15 protein-coding genes are annotated in these 21,630 nt (G+C 70.8%); 13 read left to right on the top strand and 2 right to left on the bottom strand.

The features are described from left to right. Window positions 1-4 precede the first annotated feature (4 nt). The 7 genes from EES42_RS00305 (at window position 5) to EES42_RS00275 (ending at window position 8,178) form a co-directional block, all read left to right on the top strand. Window positions 5-1,255, top strand: a complete 1,251-nt coding sequence (locus EES42_RS00305) for an ABC transporter substrate-binding protein (RefSeq protein ID WP_124716100.1) — start codon at window positions 5-7, stop codon at window positions 1,253-1,255. Window positions 1,256-1,309: 54 nt separating this feature from the next. Further along, window positions 1,310-2,458, top strand: a complete 1,149-nt coding sequence (locus tag EES42_RS00300) for an ABC transporter ATP-binding protein (RefSeq protein ID WP_124716099.1) — start codon at window positions 1,310-1,312, stop codon at window positions 2,456-2,458. Continuing rightward, window positions 2,455-3,384 (top strand): ABC transporter permease, encoded by a 930-nt coding sequence (locus EES42_RS00295; protein ID WP_124716098.1) that lies wholly within the window; start codon window positions 2,455-2,457, stop codon window positions 3,382-3,384. Before EES42_RS00300 ends, EES42_RS00295 begins: the two co-directional genes overlap by 4 nt. Continuing rightward, a complete protein-coding gene (locus EES42_RS00290) occupies window positions 3,384-4,184 on the top strand; it encodes an ABC transporter permease (protein ID WP_124716097.1) in 801 nt (266 codons plus the stop codon). The genes EES42_RS00295 and EES42_RS00290 overlap by 1 nt, the downstream gene beginning before the upstream one ends. A gap of 24 nt (window positions 4,185-4,208) precedes the next feature. After that, window positions 4,209-5,624, top strand: a complete 1,416-nt coding sequence (locus tag EES42_RS00285) for an NAD(P)/FAD-dependent oxidoreductase (protein WP_124716096.1) — start codon at window positions 4,209-4,211, stop codon at window positions 5,622-5,624. A gap of 150 nt (window positions 5,625-5,774) precedes the next feature. Then, the gene (locus tag EES42_RS00280) at window positions 5,775-6,233 is read left to right on the top strand and encodes a bifunctional DNA primase/polymerase (RefSeq protein ID WP_124716095.1); all 459 of its coding nucleotides are present in this window, start codon (window positions 5,775-5,777) and stop codon (window positions 6,231-6,233) included. Between the two features lie 118 nt (window positions 6,234-6,351). Continuing rightward, window positions 6,352-8,178, top strand: coding sequence for a chitinase (locus EES42_RS00275; protein ID WP_124716094.1), 1,827 nt, complete (start codon window positions 6,352-6,354; stop codon window positions 8,176-8,178). Here EES42_RS00275 and EES42_RS00270 read toward each other — a convergent pair. After that, on the bottom strand, window positions 8,163-8,726 hold the full coding sequence (locus EES42_RS00270; protein WP_241196307.1) for a phosphatase PAP2 family protein: 564 nt from the start codon (window positions 8,724-8,726) through the stop codon (window positions 8,163-8,165). The genes EES42_RS00275 and EES42_RS00270 overlap by 16 nt on opposite strands. Before the next feature lie 395 nt (window positions 8,727-9,121). Further along, complete coding sequence (gabT, locus tag EES42_RS00265) at window positions 9,122-10,462, bottom strand: 4-aminobutyrate--2-oxoglutarate transaminase (RefSeq protein WP_124716093.1); 1,341 nt, start codon at window positions 10,460-10,462, stop codon at window positions 9,122-9,124. 244 nt (window positions 10,463-10,706) lie between these two features. On the opposite strand from gabT, the gene EES42_RS00260 reads away from it, so the two are divergent. From EES42_RS00260 to EES42_RS00235, 6 genes are all read left to right on the top strand, one after another. Continuing rightward, complete coding sequence (locus EES42_RS00260; protein WP_124716092.1) at window positions 10,707-13,145, top strand: type IV secretory system conjugative DNA transfer family protein; 2,439 nt, start codon at window positions 10,707-10,709, stop codon at window positions 13,143-13,145. Between the two features lie 129 nt (window positions 13,146-13,274). Then, on the top strand, window positions 13,275-14,852 hold the full coding sequence (locus EES42_RS00255) for a PucR family transcriptional regulator (RefSeq protein ID WP_124716091.1): 1,578 nt from the start codon (window positions 13,275-13,277) through the stop codon (window positions 14,850-14,852). 151 nt (window positions 14,853-15,003) lie between these two features. Further along, window positions 15,004-16,449: an aldehyde dehydrogenase family protein gene (locus EES42_RS00250; RefSeq protein ID WP_124716090.1), complete on the top strand. Its 1,446-nt coding sequence runs from the start codon at window positions 15,004-15,006 to the stop codon at window positions 16,447-16,449. A 307-nt stretch (window positions 16,450-16,756) separates the two neighbouring features. Continuing rightward, window positions 16,757-18,703: an acyl-CoA dehydrogenase family protein gene (locus EES42_RS00245; protein ID WP_124716089.1), complete on the top strand. Its 1,947-nt coding sequence runs from the start codon at window positions 16,757-16,759 to the stop codon at window positions 18,701-18,703. Between the two features lie 117 nt (window positions 18,704-18,820). Continuing rightward, window positions 18,821-20,074: a 1-deoxy-D-xylulose-5-phosphate reductoisomerase gene (dxr, locus tag EES42_RS00240; RefSeq protein ID WP_124716088.1), complete on the top strand. Its 1,254-nt coding sequence runs from the start codon at window positions 18,821-18,823 to the stop codon at window positions 20,072-20,074. After that, window positions 20,071-21,381, top strand: a complete 1,311-nt coding sequence (locus EES42_RS00235; protein WP_124716087.1) for a M50 family metallopeptidase — start codon at window positions 20,071-20,073, stop codon at window positions 21,379-21,381. The genes dxr and EES42_RS00235 overlap by 4 nt, the downstream gene beginning before the upstream one ends. The last annotated feature ends 249 nt before the right edge of the window (window positions 21,382-21,630 follow it).

The raw sequence follows: 21,630 nt of genomic DNA, 5'->3' as shown, positions 1-21,630 counted from the left end.
GCGCATGGAGCAGTACGAGCCCGAGCGCCTCTCCGCGGCCCAACTCGCCGCGATGCGGCGCAGCCTCACCAGCGGCCGGGGCGCCCTGACCCGCCGATCGCTGATCCGCGCCTCCGGCATGGGGGCGCTGGCGGTCGGCGGACTGGGCACGCTGAGCGCGTGCGGCATCCCGCCCGCCAAGCGGGAGGGGGACGCCGCCGCGGCGTCCGACGACCACTCGGCCGAGGAGAAGCAGATCAACTTCTCCAACTGGACCGAGTACATGGACGTCACCGATGACGGCAAGCACCGGCCCACCCTGGAGGCGTTCACGAAACGCACCGGGATCAAGGTCAAGTACACCGAGGACATCAACGACAACGTCGAGTTCTTCGGCAAGATCAAGCCGCAGCTCGCGGCCGGCCAGGACACCGGCCGCGACATCATCTGCGTCACCGACTGGCTGGCCGCCCGCATCGTCCGCCTCGGCTGGGCGCAGAAGCTCGACGCGTCGAACCTGCCGCACGCCTACGCCAATCTGTCGGCCCAGTTCCGCTCCCCGGACTGGGATCCGGGCCGTGCCTACTCCTACCCCTGGGCAGGCATTCCGGCCGTCATCGCCTACAACTCCAAGGCGACCGGCGGCCGCAAGGTCGACTCCGTCACGCAGCTCCTCGACGATCCGAAGCTCAAGGGCCGGGTCAGCTTCCTCTCGGAGATGCGCGACTCCGTCGGCATGACCCTGCTCGACATGGGCAAGGACCCCGGCAACTTCACCGACGCCGACTACGACGCCGCGATCGGCCGGCTCCAGAAGGGCGTCGACAAGAACCAGATCCGCCGCTTCACCGGCAACGACTACACCGCCGACCTCGACAAGGGCGACATCGCCGCCTGCGTCGGATGGGCCGGCGACGTCATCCAGCTCCAGGCCGGGAACCCGGACATCAAGTACGCGATTCCGGCCGCGGGTTACGTCATATCCAGCGACAACCTGCTGGTCCCGGTGAAGGCACGGCACAAGACCAACGCCGAGAAGCTCATCGACTACTACTACGAGCCGTCGGCCGCCGCGGAGCTCGCCGCGTACATCAACTTCGTCTGCCCGGTCGACGGGGTCCGCGACGAGCTGGCGAAGATCGATCAGGCGATGGCCGACAACGTACTGATCCTCCCGGACAAGGAGATGGCGTCCCGGTCGCACGCCTTCCGCTCCCTGACCGCCAAGGAAGAGACGGCGTACGAAGAGAAGTTCGCCAAGCTCATCGGCGCCTGACCGCCGCTCCTCTCCAGCCCCGATCCCCCTCTGACACCACTGGGACCGCGATCCATGACACAGCAGCAGACAGGCGGCGACGTCCGCCTCACCGGGATCAGCAAGACGTACGGCTCCTTCGAAGCCGTCAAGCCGCTCGATCTGACCGTCCCGCAGGGCTCCTTCTTCGCGCTGCTCGGCGCGTCCGGCTGCGGCAAGACCACCACCCTGCGGATGATCGCGGGCCTGGAGGAGGCGACCACCGGCACGGTCTCGCTCGGCGGCCGCGACATCACCGGGCTTCCCCCGTACAAACGGCCCGTCAACACGGTCTTCCAGAGCTACGCGCTCTTCCCGCACCTCGACATCACCGAGAACGTCGCCTTCGGCCTGCGCCGGCGCGGCATCAAGTCGGTGAAGAAGCAGGTCGACGAGATGCTGGACCTCGTCCAGCTCGGCGACTTCGCCAAGCGCAAGCCGCACCAGCTCTCCGGCGGCCAGCAGCAGCGCGTCGCCGTCGCCCGCGCCCTGATCAACCACCCGCAGGTGCTCCTGCTCGACGAACCGCTCGGCGCCCTCGACCTCAAGCTGCGCCGCCAGATGCAGCTGGAGCTCAAGCGCATCCAGACCGAGGTCGGCATCACCTTCATCCACGTCACCCACGACCAGGAGGAGGCCATGACCATGGCCGACACCGTCGCGGTGATGAACGGGGGCCGGGTCGAGCAGCTCGGTGCCCCCGCCGACCTGTACGAGAACCCGAGGACGACCTTCGTCGCCAACTTCCTCGGCACCTCCAACCTCATCGAGGGCGAGATCGTCTCCGCCGGCACCGACATCGTGGTGGCGGCGGGCGGCGGCAAGCTGCGGCTGCCCACCGACCGGTGTACCGCCCCGACCACCGACGGCGGCAAGCTGCTCCTCGGTGTCCGCCCGGAGAAGATCTCGCTCGCGCACGCCGACGACGCGGACGCGATCGCCGACGGCCGCAACCGGGTCACCGGCCGGATCGTCGACTCCAGCTTCATCGGAGTGTCCACGCAGTACGTGGTGGAGAGCCCGGCGGGCAAGGCGCTTCATGTGTACGAGCAAAACGTCGAGAGGCGCGCGGGACTCGTGGTCGGCGCCGAGGTCGTCCTGCACTGGAACCCCGCGCACACCTTCGGGCTGGACGCCGCCCAGGACATCGACGCCGGTGTGGAGACGGTGGAGGACGCGGCGTGACCGTCACCAAGGAGGCGCCACCGGCGCCCGTCACGGCGGAGCCGGCGATACGCAAGCCCTCCACCCGCAAGCGCCTCGTCCCGTACTGGCTGCTGCTCCCCGGCATCCTGTGGCTGATCGTCTTCTTCGCGCTGCCGCTGGTCTACCAGGCGTCGACCTCCGTGCAGACCGGATCCCTGGAGAAGGGGTTCGAGGTCACCTGGCACTTCCAGACCTACTGGGACGCGCTGACCGACTACTACCCGCAGTTCATCCGGTCCCTGCTGTACGCCGGCACCGCCACCATCCTGTGCCTGCTGCTCGGCTACCCGCTCGCCTACCTCATCGCGTTCAAGGCGGGCCGCTGGCGCAACGTCGTCCTGGTGCTGGTCATCGCGCCGTTCTTCACCAGCTTCCTGATCCGCACGCTCGCCTGGAAGACGATCCTCGCGGACGGCGGCGCGGTCGTCGACGTACTGAACACCCTGCACGTCCTGGACGTCACCAGCTGGCTCGGCTGGACCGAGTCCAACCGGGTGCTGGCCACCCCGATGGCCGTGGTCTGCGGTCTCACGTACAACTTCCTGCCGTTCATGATCCTGCCGCTCTACACCTCGCTGGAGCGGATCGACGGCAGGCTGCACGAGGCGGCCGGCGACCTGTACGCCACCCCAGCCACCACCTTCCGCAAGGTGACCTTCCCGCTCTCCATGCCGGGTGTCGTCTCCGGAACGCTGCTCACCTTCATCCCGGCCAGCGGTGACTACGTCAACGCGGAACTGCTGGGCTCCACCGACACGAAGATGGTCGGCAGCGTCATCCAGACCCAGTTCCTGCGGGTCCTGGACTACCCGACGGCGGCCGCGCTCTCCTTCATCCTCATGGCGGTCGTCCTGATCATGGTCACCGTCTACATCCGCCGCTCCGGGACGGAGGACCTGGTCTGATGCCCGTACTGCGCTGGATACGCCGGAATCTGATCGTCATCGCGGGTCTGCTGACCCTCGCGTACATGATCCTTCCGAACGTCGTCGTCATGGTGTTCTCGTTCAACAAGCCGAACGGGCGCTTCAACTACTCCTGGCAGCGCTTCTCGCTGGACGCCTGGAAGGACCCCTGCGGCGTCGCCGACATGTGCGGCTCGCTCTCGCTGTCCCTGCAGATCGCCGTCTGGGCCACCGTCGGCGCGACCGTCCTCGGCACGATGATCTCCTTCGCGCTGGTCCGCTACCGCTTCCGGGCGCGCGGCGCGATCAACTCGCTGATCTTCCTGCCGATGGCCATGCCCGAGGTCGTCATGGCCGCCTCGCTGCTCACCCTCTTCCTCAACATGGGCGCACAGCTGGGCTTCTGGACGATCCTCATCGCGCACATCATGTTCTGTCTGAGCTTCGTCGTGACGGCCGTCAAGGCGCGCGTGATGTCGATGGACCCGAGGCTGGAGGAGGCGGCCCGCGATCTGTACGCCGGACCCGTGCAGACCTTCCTGCGGGTGACGCTGCCGATCGCCGCCCCCGGAATCGCGGCGGGAGCGCTGCTCGCCTTCGCGCTCTCGTTCGACGATTTCATCATCACCAATTTCAACGCGGGCTCCACCGTGACCTTCCCCATGTTCGTCTGGGGATCGGCGCAGCGCGGCACGCCCGTGCAGATCAACGTCATCGGAACGGCGATGTTCATCATTGCCGTGATGGTGGTGGTCGTCGGCCAGCTCATCGCGAACCGGCGCAAGAACAGCGCACGATAGAAAGCCCTGAAGGAGTTGGAAACCATGGCCCCAGCTGCCATGCGTACTGCTGCACAATCACTCTCCGACGCGAAGCCGGTCCCGTTCTGGCTGGACGACCCCGGCAAGCCCGAGGCGCTGCCCGCGCTCACCGGTGACGAGCACTGCGATCTGCTGGTCGTCGGCGGCGGCTACAGCGGACTGTGGACCGCGCTGATCGCCAAGGAACGCGACCCGGAACGGGACGTCGTACTGATCGAGGGGCACGAGGTGGGCTGGGCCGCCTCGGGCCGCAACGGCGGATTCTGCGCCGCCTCCCTCACCCACGGCCTGCCCAACGGCCTGGAGCGCTGGCCGGACGAGGTCCACAAGCTGGAGGAGCTCGGCGAGCGGAACCTCGATGCCATCGAGGCCGCCGTCGCCCGCTACTCGATCGACTGCGAATTCGAGCGGACCGGCGAGATCGACGTCGCCACCGAGCCCCACCAGCTCGAAGAGCTCCGTGAATGGCACCAGGAGATGGAGAAGCTCGGCTTCACCGGGGTGGAGTTCCTGGACCGGGACGCGCTGCGCGCCGAGGTCGACTCACCGACCTTCCTGGGCGGCCTCTGGGACCGGCGCGGGGTCGCCATGCTGAACCCCGCCAAGCTGGCCTGGGGCCTCAAGCGGGCCTGCGCCGACCTGGGTGTGCGGGTGTACGAACACACCCGGGGACTCGAACTGGCCAGGACCACCACGGGAATGGCGGTCCGCACCCCGTACGGAAGGGTCTTCGCACGCCGGGTGGCCCTCGGTACGAACATCTTCCCGTCGCTGGTCAAGCGGGTGCGCCCGTACACCGTGCCGGTCTACGACTACGCGCTGATGACCGAGCCGCTCACCGCCGACCAGCTCGCCTCCATCGGCTGGAAGAACCGGCAGGGGCTGGGCGACAGCGCCAATCAGTTCCACTATTTCCGGCTGTCGGCGGACAACCGGATCCTGTGGGGCGGCTATGACGCGATCTATCCGTACGGCGGCCGGCTGAGCGCCGATCTCGACCAGCGTCCGGAGACCTTCCTCAAGCTCGCGGGCCAGTTCTTCGACTGTTTCCCGCAATTGGCCGGGGTGCGTTTCAGCCATGCCTGGGGCGGGGCGATCGACACCTGTTCGCGCTTTTCCGCTTTCTTCGGCACGGCCCATCAGGGCCGGGTCTCCTATGCCGCCGGATTCACCGGACTCGGCGTCGGCGCCACCCGTTTCGGGGCCGATGTGATGCTCGATCTGCTGGCGGGCGAGCAGAACGAACGGACCGCGCTGGAAATGGTCCGCAGCAAGCCGATGCCGTTCCCGCCCGAGCCCTTCGCCTGGGCCGGGATCGAGCTCACCAAGCGGTCCCTGGCCAGGGCGGACGCCAACGGCGGCCACCGCAATCTCTGGCTGCGGACGATGGACCGGCTGGGGCTCGGCTTCGACAGCTGAATCCGAACGGGCCGGTCACTCCCAGGAGTGACCGGCCCGTTCGTCGTGAATTCGTCGGCCGAACCCGCGTAATCGATCGGCGCCACCGCTCTCTCCCGTTTGCACGCACCGGCACCGCATGGCCGGTGCACACGGAACAGGAGACAGGTCATGGCTGGCGCGGGGGTCAAGGCAGCGGTCGAATGGCTGGCATCGGTGGCGCCGGATCCGGACGCGTGCCGGTGGGAATGGGAGCGCAATCCCCGGGGGGTCGCGCTCCTTCCGGCCGGCCGGCGCTGGGACGTGCTGATTCTTCCGGGGGAGCTGGGACATCCCACCCTCGACGTACTGACCCGGCTCATCGACAGGCCCGGGCCCGTCCTCGGTGACTTCGGCGATGCCCGCATGGGCTTCTTCGTGGCCCCGGGCACCACCGCCCGCTGGGTCGGCACCGGCGTACGGGGCGCGGGGCAGGGGACCTGGATCGTGGTGCCCCATCCGGGCCGGGCGGCCGGCAGCGGGGTGCGCTGGCTGATCCCGCCCGACGGTTCGGGAACCCTCATCGACGCGACACTCCTGGAGCTGGCGATGCACGAGGCGGCGGCCGGACGGGCCGAGAGCGGGGGCTGACGGCGGACGGCCCGGGGGCCGGGCGGGTGGGCCGGGACCGTCAGAGGTCTTGACAACCCGATTGGTCTGGACCATGTTGTGGCGGCCGCACTCAATTCCCCCATGCACGGAGGCCGTTGTGGAACGCACGGGACCCCCCGCCCGATCTACCGGAGTCGTGGCCGCCTTCGCGGCGGCCCTGCTCGCCGCCGGCGGTCTGACCGCCCTCGCACCGTCCGCCGCCGCTGCCGACACCGACCTGGCGCGCAACGGCGGCTTCGAGTCCGGCCTGGACGGCTGGAGCTGCACCGGCAACAGCGGCGCAGCCGTCAGCACCCCGGCCCACAACGGCACTTCGGCGCTGAAGGCCACCCCGGCCGGCGCCGACAACGCCAAGTGCTCCCAGCAGGTGGCGGTCCAGCCGGACTCCACCTACACGCTGAGCGCCTGGGTACAGGGCTCCTACGTCTACCTCGGCGCGGAGGGCACCGGTACCACCGACGTGTCCACCTGGACCCAGTCGTCGGCCGACTGGAAGCAGCTCACCACGACGTTCAGGACCGGCCCGTCGACCACCAGGGTCACCGTCTACACCCACGGCTGGTTCGGCACCCCCGCCTACTACGCCGACGACCTCACCCTCGTCGGTCCGGGCGGCGCCCCGGCGGAGCTCCCGGCCGCCCCCACCGGGCTCAGGGCCGGCACGGTCACCGCCTCCTCCGTCGGCCTCTCCTGGACCGGCTCCTCCGGGGCCACCGGCTACAACGTCTACCGGGGCGACACCAAGGTCCTCTCGGTCACCGGCACCTCCGCCACCGTGTCCGGGCTCGCCGCGTCGACCGCGTACGGCTTCCAGGTCACCGCGACCAACTCCGCAGGGGAGTCCGCCAAGTCCGCGCCCGTCCAGGCCACCACCACGGCGGGCGGCGGCGGGAGCGGGGGAGGCGGCCTGCCCGCCCACGCGCTCGTCGGCTATCTGCACTCCAGCTTCGCCAACGGCTCCGGCTACACCCGGATGGCGGACGTGCCCGACTCCTGGGACGTCATCGACCTGGCCTTCGGCGAACCCACCTCGGTCACCTCCGGCGACATCCGCTTCTCGCTCTGCCCGGTCACCGAGTGCCCGAACGTCGAGTCGGTGGCCGAGTTCAAGGCGGCCATCAAGGCCAAGCAGGCCGCGGGCAAGAAGGTGCTCATCTCCATCGGCGGCCAGAACGGCCAGGTCCAGCTCGCCACCACCGCCGCCCGCGACATGTTCGTCTCCTCCGTCGGCAAGATCATCGACGAGTACGGTCTGGACGGCCTCGACATCGACTTCGAGGGCCACTCGCTCTCTCTGAACACCGGGGACACCGACTTCCGCAACCCCACCACCCCGGTCGTCGTCAACCTGATCTCCGCGGTGAAGTCCCTCAAGGCCAAGTACGGCGACAAGTTCGTCCTGACCATGGCCCCCGAGACCTTCTTCGTCCAGCTCGGCTACCAGTACTACGGCTCGGGCCCCTGGGGCGGCCAGGACCCCCGGGCCGGTGCCTACCTCCCGGTCATCCACGCGCTGCGCGACGAGCTGACCCTGCTGCACGTCCAGGACTACAACTCGGGCTCGATCATGGGCCTGGACAACCAGTACCACTCGATGGGCGGCGCGGACTTCCACATCGCCATGACCGACATGCTGCTCACCGGCTTCCCGGTGGCGGGCGACCAGAACAAGGTCTTCCCGGCGCTCCGCCCCGACCAGGTCGCCATCGGACTGCCGGCCTCCACCCAGGCGGGCAACGGCCACACCTCGCCCGCCGAGGTCACCAAGGCGCTGAACTGCCTGATGAAGAAGACCGACTGCGGCTCCTACACCACCCACGGGACCTGGCCCGCGCTGCGCGGACTGATGACGTGGTCGATCAACTGGGACCGCTTCAACAACGGGGAGTTCTCGAAGAACTTCGACGCCTACTTCGGCGGCTGAGAGTTCCGGACAGCCCTCAACGGCAGCAGCACCGCCCCGCACAGGAACCAACTGCCCAGCACATCCAGCGGCCAGTGATAGCCGCGCAGCACCAGACCGATGCCCGTCGCCGTGGTCAGCAGGACAGCGGCGACGGGCATCATCCACGACCACGGTCGCCTCACGTACGGCGCGACCAGCAGCGCCGCCGCCCCGTACGCCACCACGGCCGTCGCCGCATGACCGGACGGGAAGTAGCCGGTGGCCTCCGTCAGCGGTCCCGGACGGGCGATCCACGCCTTCAGCGGAACGACCAGCAGGGGCACCGCGCCCATGGCGAGCGCCGCGTACAGCGGAGCACGGCGAGCACCGCGCACCAGGGTCCACACGATCGCGCAGCCCAGCACCGGGAGCGCGATCTGCGTATTGCCGAGATCGGCGAGGAATTCGGCCGGCCCGGCGGGCCCGTGGCCGACGACGGCCCGGCCGGCCCGCTCGTCCGGTCCGCGCAGCGGACCGCCGGCGGCGACCTGCCAGGCCGTGAGCGCGAAGAGCACCAGGAGGAACACGGCCGACAGGGCCGTGAAGAGGAAATGAGCCGGCCGCCCGGGAACAGGGGGGGGTGGTTCCGGGGCGGCCGGTCGGACCGGTTTGCCGCACGCCCCGGGGGGTCTGGGGCGAGCGGCCATCCGATCGGTGAGGAGTTCCGGAGCCGGAGGCTCCAGCCGCGTGCGCGAAGGCACGGCCAGGACGGCGCTGGGGAAGCTCCGGCCCGGCATCGCCCGCAGTCCCCTGCGGGCGGGGTGTTTCTCTCATCTGCAGAAACCGTACGGCAGCCGATGGGGGACCGACAGCGGGAAACAGATCCCGCCATCGGCCCCGCACACGTTCTTCACAGGCCCTCACGCGGGCCCCTCGTAACCCCTGCGAGAGCGCGGTTCGCGGCCGCCGGGGTTCGCACAGGTCAGATCCGGCCGAAAGCCTGCTCGATGACGTCGAGCGCCTCGTTCAGCAGGTCCTCGCCGATCACCAGCGGCGGGAGGAAGCGCAGGACGTTGCCGTACGTGCCGCAGGTGAGGACCAGCACGCCCTCCGCGTGGCAGGCCTTGGCGAGGGCCGCGGCGGCCTGCGGGTTCGGGTCCTTCGTGCCGGACTGCACCAGCTCGATCGCGATCATCGCGCCGCGGCCGCGGATGTCACCGATGATGTCGCCGTTGTCGAGCTTCGACTGCATCTCGGCGAGGCGGCCCTTCATGACCTCCTCGATGCGCCTGGCCTTCCCGTTCAGGTCCAGCTCGCGCATCGTCTCGATGGCGCCGAGCGCACCCGCGCAGGCGACCGGGTTGCCGCCGTAGGTGCCGCCGAGGCCGCCGGAGTGGGCGGAGTCCATGATCTCGGCGCGGCCGGTCACGGCGGAGAGCGGCAGACCGCCCGCGATGCCCTTGGCGGTGGTGATCAGGTCCGGGACGATGCCCTCGTCCTCGCAGGCGAACCACTGGCCGGTACGGCAGAAGCCGGACTGGATCTCGTCGGCGACGAAGACGATGCCGTTGTCCTTGGCGAACTGGGCGATCGCCGGGAGGAAGCCCTTGGCCGGCTCGATGAAGCCGCCCTCGCCGAGCACCGGCTCGATGATGATCGCGGCGACGTTCTCCGCGCCGATCTGCTTGTTGATCTGGTCGATGGCCTGGGCGGACGCCTCGGCACCGGCGTTCTCGGCACCGGTCGGCCAGCGGTAGCCGTACGCCACCGGCACCCGGTAGACCTCGGGCGCGAACGGGCCGAAGCCCTGCTTGTACGGCATGTTCTTGGCGGTCAGCGCCATCGTGAGGTTGGTGCGGCCGTGGTAGCCGTGGTCGAAGACGACGACCGCGGTGCGCTTGGTGTGGATGCGGGCGATCTTCACCGCGTTCTCGACGGCCTCGGCGCCCGAGTTGAACAGCGCGGACTTCTTGGCGTGGTCGCCCGGCGTCAGCTCGGCGAGCTGCTCGCAGACCTCGACGTACCCCTCGTACGGCGTGACCATGAAACAGGTGTGGGTGAAGTCGGCGAGCTGCGCGGACGCGCGGCGCACCACGGCCTCGGCGGAGGCGCCGACCGACGTCACGGCGATACCGGAGCCGAGGTCGATCAGCCGGTTGCCGTCCACGTCCTCGATGATCCCGCCACCGGCGCGGGCGGTGAACACCGGCAGGGTGGAGCCCACACCTGCGGCAACCGTCTCCAGACGGCGGGCCTGCAGCTCCACCGACTTCGGGCCGGGAATGGCAGTGACGACGCGGCGCTCCTGCGGGATTTCGGTCATGAGGGGCTCCTGGGGGGATGTTTCGGACGCTTCTGGGCCAGGCTATGGGCGAGGCCGGGGGTACGGCATGTTCCGTTCGGGAGTGGTGGTCGCGCGCCGTTGTCCGCCACGGACATAGCGAGGGGGCGGGGCGGGCGGCGAAACCGTGCGGTCCGGTGCCGGTGCCTTGCTGAACTCGCCCTGCGGGCCCACTAGATTGACCGGGGCAGACGGACGGACCCGGCCGGTCAGGGGGCAACGGTTCATGAAGAGCGACGACGCGCGCGGTGCGCGGGGCACGAGCGGTACCGAGGGGGAGGGCGGCCGGCCCGATGTGCCCCGCCCTCCGGTGCCGCGCCCGGCCGGGCCGCCGCCCGCCGCCCCGCCGATGCCCATCGGTGCTCCCCGGAGCGGGCAGCCGGCCGCCCCGCCGAGGCCGGCCGGGCTTCCCGGGACCGGTCCGTCGACCGCGCAGTGGCTGAACGCCCTGCGCCCCGCCGCCGCGCCCGGCGTCTGGCGGTACGGACATGTGCCGCGCGCCGCCGAGCGGCCGCCGCGCCCCTCGCTGCTCGGGCCGCTGCTCGCCCTGGTGCTCTGGCTGGTGCTCTGGGCGCTGCTGGCGGACTTCCGGATCCCGTACGTGAAGGTGCCCCTGGAGGCGGTCACGCCGGGGAGCTGGTGGTTCTTCGACACTCTGCGGGCCGGGTCGGTCCCGGCCGCCGCGTACAGCATCGAGACGCTCTACCACCAGCTGCTGGTGCTGCTCGCGGGGCTGTGGGCCGCCCGCGTCGGCAACTGGGCCGGGCTCGTCCGGTACTGGGCGGGCCCCCGGCTGGAACGTGTCCGGCTGATGCTCTCGGGCTTCGGTGCGCTGCTGGCCCTGTGGCTGATCTGGACCCAGAAGGTGCCGCTGCTGGACGTCTTCTTCTACTGGGTGAGGGGCTGGCTGTTCAGCGGGAACCAACTGCTGGCCACCCTGGCGGCCTACGGCTCCTACGCGCTGGCCGTCGCCGTCGTCGTGCTGCCGTTCGGCCGGGCCGGGCACTGGGGCGCCGCTCTCCGTGGTCTTCGGGCGCGGCGGGCGGCCACCGGCTCGCAGGGCGCGGACAGTCCGTCGCCCGCGACCACGACCGGGACAGAGGCGGCGACCTGGCCGGAGCTGCGCGCCGCAGGTCTCGCCGACGCGGCGGAGGTGCTCACGTCGGCCGTGCGTGCCGGGCGCATGAACGACGTGGACTGCGTACGGGTGAACCGTGCCTGGGAGCGGGCGCGGACCCGTCACGACGGCCCGGTGTCCTTCGGTGAAACGGTCGTGCGCCGGGGGGCGGACGCCTTCCTGCACCCCTCGGGGCGCCGGGACCTCCCGCTCCGGACCGCACGCCACGACCTGCTGCTCGGCCAGGTCCGCATCGGCTGCTGCCCGGACGACGAACGCAATCCGTACGCGCGCAGGGGCTCGGGGACGGCACTGGACACCGCCGTCCTGGGCGCGTCCCTGCTGGCGGTCGGCCCGCCCGGCGCGGGCAAGACGGCGAGGCTGGTGCGTCCGGTCGTGGAGAGTCTGGCGCTTCAGGCCCTGACGGGCCGGGCGGCGGTGCTCGCGGTCGGCGCCGCAGGGGCTCAGCTCGGGCCCGACGACGCGTACGACGTCGTCGTGAAGATCGGTGATTCCTCGTCCGTCCACGACTTCGATCTGTACGGCGGGGCGACCGACCCCGATGAGGCCGCCGCCACGCTCGCGGAGGGGCTGGCCGGGGATGTTCCCGGCCTGGACGGCCGACGCGCGGCCCTGGTCCTGGCCCAGCTGCTCGGCCCCTATCGAGCCGTGCACGGACACTTCCCGGCGGTTCCGGTGCTGCGGGAACTGCTGGCCGGGGACGAGTCCACCCTCGGTGAGCTGCGTCGTTGCCTGGAAACGGGCGGTCACTCGGCCATGCTCCGTGAGCTGGACACCCGGACCCGGCAGGAGGGCGGCCCGGGAGGGCCCGCATCGCTGCTGGCCGATCGCATCGCCCTCCTCGACCGGCCGGCGTTCGCCGGGTTCTTCGCCACCGGTGCGGAGGCCCGCCCCTTCTCCCTCCGCTCCCTGGGGCAGCACCCACTGAGGGTTCGGATCGACCTTCCGGAACGTGCTCACGCGGGGGCGTCCAGGGTGCTGGCCCGCCTCGTCCTCGCACAGTTCAACACGATCGTCGCCGCCCGTACCGACCGATCGGTCTTCGCCTCTCTGGTGCTGGACGACGCGACCCACACCATCACCACCGAGACCGTCCAGGGAATCAGGCGGCTCCGGTCGGTGAACGCCGGTGCCGTACTCGCGCTGCGCACCCTCGACGACGTTCCCGAGGGGCTGCACGCGGCCCTGCTGGGCGCGGTGGGATGCGGCATGATCTTCCCGGGTGTCACCACCTGGGACGGCAAGCGGTTCTCGGAGGCCTGGGGCAAGGAGTGGGTCTCCGTCCGCGAGGTGGCCCAGCACGGGGTCTTCGCCGACCAGCCGTTCACCCGCGCCATGCACGCGCTGCGCAAGCTCGCCACCGGCAAGGCGGTCACCGTCGACGCGGTCACCGTGCGGCAGGTGGAGCGCGAGCGCTGGTCCGCCTCCGCACTGGCCTACGAGCTGCCCGCGGGCCACGCGGTCCTCTCCATGACGACGGTCGACGGTGAGCACGTGCCCCCGCTGCTGGTGGATCTGAACGGCTGAGCGGCGCGGGGCACGGCCCGTGCCCCGCCGCTGGCCGTGGTCATGCCGGACCCTGCCGCTCTGGCAGAATTGGCAGGAGTCGTTCATACGGGACGGCGAAAACCGACTCCCCGAGGTCCAGCGGTCCCCATGCCCCTCACTCTCGCCTCGCTCGTCCAGCACTCGGCGCTCAGACTCACCGTGCGCGCGGGGGCGGACCGGCTCGACGCGCCCGTGCGCTGGGCACACGCCAGCGAGCTGACCGACCCCGTGCCGTACATGGAGGGCGGCGAGTTCCTGCTCGTCACCGCCACCAACCTCGACGCCGAGAACCCCGAGGCGATGCGGCGGTACGTGCGCCGGCTGGCCGGGGCCGGGGTCGTCGGCCTGGGCTTCGCCGTCGGCGTCAACTACGACGAAGTGCCGCAGGCGCTGATCGACGCGGCCGAGGAGGCGAAGCTGCCGCTCCTCGAAGTACCCCGCCGCACCCCGTTCATCGCCATCGCCAAGGCCGTCTCCTCGGCGATCGCCGAGGAACAGTACCGGGCCGTGACCGCCGGTTTCGAGGTGCAGCGGGAACTGACCAGGGCCGCCCTCGCGGGCGACGGACCCGGCGAACTCCTCACCCGGCTCGCCGCCCACCTCGACGGCTGGGCCGCGCTGTACGACGCGGCCGGCCAGGTCGTCGCCGCCGCCCCCGAATGGGCCGCCCGCCGCGCCGCCCGGCTCACCCCCGACGTGGAACGGCTGCGGGACCGCCCGGCCCCCGCCAGCATCGTCGTCGGCGACACCGACGACCGGATCGAACTCCAGTCCCTGGGCACCGGCCGCCGGGGCAGGGGAGCGCTGGCCGTGGGCACCGGAGCGGCGCTCGGCACCGCCGACCGGTACGCCGTGCACTCGGCCGTCGCCCTGCTGACCCTGATAACCGCCCGCTCCCGGTCCCTCCAGGGCGCCGAACAGCGGCTCGGCGCGGCGGTGCTTCGGATGCTGCTCGCCGGCCAGCCGGACCACGCCCGGGCCGTCGCCGGAGACCTGTACGGGGGGCTGCTCGACGCCCCGTTCCGGCTGCTCATCGCGGAGGGGTCCGACCCGGCCGCCCCCGCGTCGCTCGGCGAGGTGATGGAGGCGGCGGCACTGCGGACCGGCGAGACCCTGCTGACCGTCCCCGAGGGCGACCGGCTCGTCGTCCTGGCCGCGGACGGCGGCGCCGCGGTCGCCGCCTGCACGGCCCACGCGGAGGCCCAGGAGGCGCGGGCGCCCGCCGAAGGGGCCAAGCCGGAGGAGGACCAGGTGGTCGTGGGCCTCTCCGCACCGGCCGGCCCGATCGCCGTCTCCGCCGCGTACAAGCAGGCCGAGCAGGCCCTGTCGGTGGCCCGCCGCCGGGGCAGGGCACTGGTCGAGCACGAGGAACTGGCGGCCGGCTCGGTGCTGCCGCTGCTCGCCGACGACGCGGTACGGGCCTTCGCCGACGGAATGCTCCGCGCCCTGCACGAGCACGACGCCAAGGGACGCGGCGACCTCGTCGCCTCGCTGCGGGCCTGGCTCGCCCACCACGGCCAGTGGGACGCCGCCGCCGCGGACCTGGGGGTGCACCGCCACACCCTGCGCTACCGGATGCGCCGGGTCGAGGAGATCCTGGGCCGCTCGCTGGACGACCCGGACGTCCGGATGGAGCTGTGGCTGGCGCTCAAGGCGACCGGCGCCCCGTCGGCACCGGAGGCGTAGCCACCGCACCGGAGCCATCCGTTCCGGCCGCCTCCGACAAACCGGAGCGTCCCCGGCGCGCACTGCTCCACCCCGGACAAACGCCAGGACGGCCGTGCGGCCCTACGGTGGGGGCAGGAAATCCCCACCGCTCCGAAGGGCCGGAACCTCCATGACCTCCACCCACGCCTTCTGGCTCGCCGGCCGCCAGGCCACCGGCGAGGACAGCTTCGACGTCACCAACCCCTGGGACGGCCGTCTCGTCGGCACCGTCAGCGTGCCGACCGACGCCCAGATCGAGGAGGCCGTCGCGGCCGCGCACGCCGTGCGCGAGGAGTTCGCCGCGACCCCGGCCCACGTCCGGGCCGCCGCACTCGACCACGTCGTACGGCGTCTGGTGGAGCGCACCGAGGAGATCGCCCAGCTGATCTCCGCCGAGAACGGCAAGCCCATCAAGTGGGCCCGCGGCGAGGTCGGCCGCGCCGTCTCCGTGTTCCGGTTCGCCTCGGAGGAGGCCCGCCGCTTCAACGGCGGCGACGCCCAGCGCCTGGACACCGACGCCGGCGGCACCGGCCGGCTCGGCCTGACCCGCCGCTTCCCGCGCGGCACGGTCCTCGGCATCGCGCCCTTCAACTTCCCGCTGAACCTGAGCGCCCACAAGGTGGCCCCGGCCATCGCCGTCGGTGCGCCGATCATCCTGAAGCCCGCCCCGGCCACGCCGATCTCCTCGCTGATCCTCGGCGAGCTGCTGGCCGAGACCGACCTGCCGGCCGGTTCGTGGTCCGTGCTGACCGTCCCCAACGACCGCATGCCCGCCCTGGTCCAGGACGAGCGCCTCCCGGTCATCTCCTTCACCGGCTCCGGCCCGGTCGGCTACTCGATCCTGGAGTCGGTGCCCCGCAAGCACTGCACCCTGGAGCTCGGCGGCAACGGCGCGGCGGTCGTCCTCGGCGACTACGCCTCGGACCAGGACCTGGACTGGGCCGCGACCCGGATCGCGACCTTCTCCAACTACCAGGGCGGCCAGTCCTGCATCTCGGTGCAGCGCGTCATCGCGGACGCCTCGGTCTACGACCGGCTGCTCCCGAAGATCGTCGCGGCCGTCGAGGCCCAGGTCACCGGCGACCCGTCGGACGCCGCCACCGACGTCGGCCCGCTGGTCAGCGAGGACGCCGCCAAGCGCGTCGAGTCCTGGGTCGACGAGGCCGTCCGGGCCGGCGCCCAGCTGCTCACCGGCGGCAAGCGCGACGGCGCCACCTACGCGCCGACCGTGCTCGCCGAGCTCCCGGACAACGTCACCCTCTCCTGCGAGGAGGTCTTCGGACCGGTGCTGTCCGTGCAGAAGGTGGACGGCGAGGCCGAGGCGTTCGAGGCCGTCAACTCCTCCAAGTACGGCCTGCAGGCAGGCGTGTTCACGCACGACCTGCAGACCGCCTTCCGCGCCCACCGCGCCCTTGAGGTCGGCGGCGTGATCATCGGCGACGTCCCCTCCTACCGCGCGGACCAGATGCCGTACGGCGGCGCCAAGCAGTCCGGCGTCGGCCGCGAGGGCGTCCGCTACGCCATGGACGACTACACCTACGAGCGCGTGCTGGTCCTCACCGGCCTCGCCCTGTAGTCCGCGAACAGGATCGAGACCGATCCACCGACGTCGCCTGTGTTCCGCCTGGACAGCACGACAGCAGGCGACAGCGAGATGGCCTGAACCCACTGTGCGGGGGTTCAGGCCATCTCCGTCTTTCCGCCGTGTCCGCCACCGCAGGCGGGTCAGTGGAGTGGCCCCCGACCCGATCGGCGCCCTGGGGATGGTGGGGGTGCCGGGAATCGGGTACATACGGACGAGTAGAGCCGGTTGGTACCCGTGGGTGCTTCCCCCGCGGACCGGCCGCGTCCACCCACTCACAGCGCGGCGAGGTGAGCTCCTCATGTCCGCACCATCCGCACCGAAGAACACGCCCCGGGTCACCGAACGCGAAGCACGCCAAGTGGCCGAGGCCGCACGCGAACAGGACTGGCACAAGCCCAGCTTCGCCAAGGAACTCTTCCTCGGGCGCTTCCGGCTGGACCTGATCCACCCGCATCCGCTGCCACCCGCGGACGACGTCCGGCGAGGCGAGGCGTTCCTCTCCCGGCTGCGCGAGTTCTGCGAGACGAGGATCGACAGCGCCCTGATCGAGCGCGAGGCGAGAATCCCCGACGAGGTGATCAGCGGCCTCAAGGAACTCGGCGCGCTCGGGATGAAGATCGACCCCAAGTACGGCGGCCTCGGCCTCACCCAGGTCTACTACAACAAGGCCCTCGCCCTGGTCGGCTCCGTCAGCCCGGCCATCGGCGCGCTGCTCTCCGCCCACCAGTCCATCGGTGTGCCGCAGCCGTTGAAGATCTTCGGCAGCCAGGAGCAGAAGGACACCTTCCTGCCCCGGCTGGCCCGTACCGACATCTCGGCGTTCCTCCTCACCGAACCGGACGTCGGCTCCGACCCGGCCCGGCTCGCCACCTCGGCCGTCCCGGACGGGCCCGACTACGTCCTGGACGGGGTGAAGCTCTGGACGACCAACGGCGTCGTCGCCGACCTGCTCGTCGTGATGGCCCGGGTGCCCGAGTCGGAAGGCCACAAGGGCGGCATCACGGCCTTCGTCGTCGAGGCGGACTCCCCGGGCATCACCGTCGAGAACCGCAACGCCTTCATGGGCCTGCGCGGACTGGAGAACGGCGTCACCCGCTTCCACCGGGTCCGGGTCCCGGCCGCCAACCGCATCGGCCCCGAGGGCGCCGGGCTCAAGATCGCCCTCACCACGCTCAACACGGGTCGGCTCTCGCTGCCCGCCATGTGCGTCGGCGCCGGGAAGTGGTGCCTGAAGATCGCCCGCGAATGGTCCGCGGTCCGCGAGCAGTGGGGCAGACCGGTCGCCCGGCACGAGGCCGTCGGTGCCAAGATCTCCTTCATCGCCGCGACCACCTTCGCCCTCGAAGCGGTGGTCGACCTCGCCTCCCAGATGGCCGACGAGAACCGCAACGACATCCGCATCGAAGCGGCCCTGGCCAAGCTCTACGGCTCCGAGATGGGCTGCCTGATGGCGGACGAGCTCGTCCAGATCCGGGGCGGCCGCGGCTTCGAGACCGCCGACTCCCTCGCCGCCCGCGGCGAGCGGGCCGTACCCGCCGAACAACTCCTGCGCGACCTGCGGATCAACCGGATCTTCGAGGGCTCCACCGAGATCATGCATCTGCTGATCGCCCGCGAGGCCGTCGACGCCCATCTGAAGGTCGCCGGGGACATCATCGACCCCGACAAACCCCTCTCCGCCAAGGCGAAGGCAGGCGCGAACGCGGCCGGCTTCTACGCCCGCTGGCTGCCCCGCCTCGTCACCGGACCGGGGCAACTGCCGCGTACGTACGGGGAGTTCAACCCTCCCGGCCACCCCGACCTGGCCGCCCATCTGCGCTACGTGGAACGCGCCTCGCGCAGACTGGCCCGCTCCACCTTCTACGCCATGTCGCGCTGGCAGGGCCGGATGGAGACCAAACAGGGCTTCCTCGGCCGGATCGTCGACATCGGCGCCGAACTCTTCGCGATGAGCGCCGCCTGCGTCCGCGCCGAACTGCTGCGCTCCACGGACGACCACGGACGCGAGGCCTACCGGCTCGCCGACGTGTTCTGCCACCAGTCCCGGGTCCGCGTCGAGGAACTCTTCACCCGCCTGTGGTCCAACACCGACGACCTGGACCGGCGCCTGGTCGACGGCGTCCTGTCCGGCGCGTACACCTGGCTGGAAGAAGGCGTCATCGACCCGAGCGGCGAAGGACCCTGGATCGCCGACGCCACCCCGGGACCGTCCACCAGGGAGAACGTCCACCGGACCGTCCGCTGAACCACCCGCCGCCGGACGGGGCACGTCCATCCGCCGACGTGCCCCGTCCGGCCCGAACGCCCCGGTGGACGGGACGCACTGTCCACACGCACAGGCGATGCGGCAACAATGGGGGGCATGAGCGACAGTCCTGCCCCCCTCGCCGACCCGCACCTCGTCTTCGATGCCGCGGAAGGCCGCCGGGATCTCGTCATCCTCGGCTCGACCGGATCCATCGGCACCCAGGCCATCGACCTGGTGCTGCGCAACCCCGACCTCTTCCGGGTCACCGCGCTCTCCGCCGCGGGCGGACGGGTCGCCCTCCTCGCCGAGCAGGCGCGCCGGCTGCGGGTGCGTACCGTCGCCGTCGCCGCGCCGGACGCCGTACCGGCCCTCCGCGAGGCGCTGCGGGAGCAGTACGGGACGGGCGAGCCGCTCCCCGAGATCCTGGCAGGGCCCGACGCGGCCGCGCAGCTGGCGGCGGGCGACTGCCACACCGTGCTCAACGGAATCACCGGCTCGATCGGACTCGCCCCCACCCTCGCCGCGCTCGAAGCGGGCCGCACGCTCGCCCTGGCCAACAAGGAGTCGCTGATCGTCGGCGGCCCGCTGGTCAAGGCGCTGGCGAAGCCCGGCCAGATCATCCCGGTCGACTCCGAGCACGCCGCACTCTTCCAGGCGCTCGGCGCCGGCACCCGCGCCGACGTACGCAAGCTCGTCGTCACCGCCTCCGGCGGCCCCTTCCGGGGACGGACCAGGAGCGAACTGGCGGACGTCACCCGCGAGCAGGCCCTCGCCCACCCGACCTGGGCCATGGGACCGGTCATCACGGTCAACTCCGCCACCCTGGTCAACAAGGGCCTTGAGGTCATCGAGGCGCATCTCCTGTACGACATCCCGTTCGACCGGATCGAGGTCGTGGTCCACCCCCAGTCGTACGTCCACTCCATGGTGGAGTTCACCGACGGCTCCACCCTCGCCCAGGCCACACCCCCGGACATGTGCGGCCCGATCGCCATCGGCCTCGGCTGGCCCCGGCGCGTCCCGGACGCCGCGCCCGCCTTCGACTGGTCGAAGGCGTCCAGCTGGGAGTTCTTCCCGCTCGACGACGAGGCCTTCCCGTCCGTGGGCCTGGCCAGGCACGTCGGCACCCTCGGCGCCACCGCACCGGCCGTCTTCAACGCCGCCAACGAGGAATGTGTCGACGCATTCCTCGCAGGACGGCTGCCGTTCAACGGAATCATGGATACGGTCACGGCGGTGGTGGCCGAACACGGCACCCCCGCCACGGGAACTTCGCTCACGGTCGCAGACGTCCTGGAAGCGGAGACCTGGGCACGAGCCCGGGCCCGTGAACTCTCGGCGAAAGCGACAGCGGAGGCGCGCGCATGAGTATTACGACGGTCCTGCTGACGATTCTGGGCATCGTCGTCTTCGCCATCGGTCTGCTGTTCTCGATCGCCTGGCACGAGCTGGGGCACCTGTCGACCGCGAAGCTCTTCGGCATCCGCGTCCCCCAGTACATGGTGGGCTTCGGGCCGACGGTCTGGTCCCGGAAGAAGGGCGACACCGAGTACGGGATCAAGGCCATCCCGGCCGGCGGCTACATCCGCATGATCGGCATGTTCCCGCCCGGACCGGACGGGCGCCTGGAGGCGCGGTCCACCTCGCCCTGGCGCGGCATGATCGAGGACGCCAGGTCCGCCGCCTTCGAAGAGCTCGAACCGGGTGACGAGAAGCGCCTGTTCTACACGCGCAAGCCGTGGAAGCGCGTCATCGTGATGTTCGCCGGACCGTTCATGAACCTGGTCCTCGCGGTCGCGATCTTCCTGGGCGTGGCGATGACCTTCGGCTTCCAGACCCAGACCACCGAGGTGGCCGGTGTCCAGAAGTGCGTGATCGAGCAGAGCGAGAACCGCGACAAGTGCAAGAAGTCCGACCCGGTCTCGCCCGCACTGGCGGCCGGGCTCAAGAAGGGCGACACGATCGTCGCCTTCGACGGACAGAAGGTCGACGACTGGGCCACGCTCTCCGACAGGATCCGCGACACCATCGGCCCCGCCACCATCACGGTCCGGCGCGACGGCCAGGAGAAGACCCTCCACGCCGTCCTCAAGAAGAACCTGGTGGCGAAGAAGGACTCCAAGGGCGAAGTGGTCCCCGGCGACTTCGTGCAGGCCGGCTACCTCGGCTTCGCCGCCCAGACCGAGATCGTCCCGCTCTCCTTCGGTGACTCGGTCCTCCGCATGGGAGACATGATCGAGAACGGTGTCGACTCGATCATCGCCCTCCCGTCCAAGATCCCGGGCCTGTGGGACGCGGCCTTCGGCGACGGCGAACGGGCGGCGGACTCCCCGGTCGGTGTGGTCGGCGCGGCCAGGATCGGCGGCGAGGTGATGACGCTGGACGTACCGGCGCAGAACCAGATCGCGATGATGCTGTTCCTGCTGGCCGGCTTCAACCTGTCGCTGTTCCTCTTCAACATGCTCCCGTTGCTGCCGCTCGACGGCGGGCACATCGCCGGAGCGCTCTGGGAGGCCCTGCGCCGCAATCTGGCCCGGGTCTTCCGGCGCCCCGACCCGGGCCCGTTCGACGTGGCCAAGCTGATGCCGGTCGCCTATGTCGTCGCCGGGGTCTTCATCTGCTTCACACTGCTGGTGCTCGTCGCCGACATCGTGAATCCGGTCAAGATCTCCTGACCCACCGAGCACCACATGCACCACGAGTGACGGCCCGGCACACAGTGTGTGTCCGGGCCGTCGCTTTTGTGTGGCACTCCCGTACGCGGTGTGCTCCGCGCCGCCTCCGGTGCCGTAACCTCGAAGGCCGGAGCCCGCCGATCTCGGGACCTTGATCCACACCTTGGGGATGCTCAGCGCATGACTGCGATTTCTCTCGGAATTCCGTCCGTTCCGACCAAGCTCGCCGACCGTAGGGTCAGCCGCAAG

The organism is Streptomyces sp. ADI95-17, assembly GCF_003846175.1.
Taxonomy (GTDB): Bacteria; Actinomycetota; Actinomycetes; order Streptomycetales; family Streptomycetaceae; genus Streptomyces; species Streptomyces sanglieri.
The sequence above is the reverse complement of the archived record's forward strand: the minus strand, read 5'-3'. Positions and strand labels throughout refer to the sequence as shown.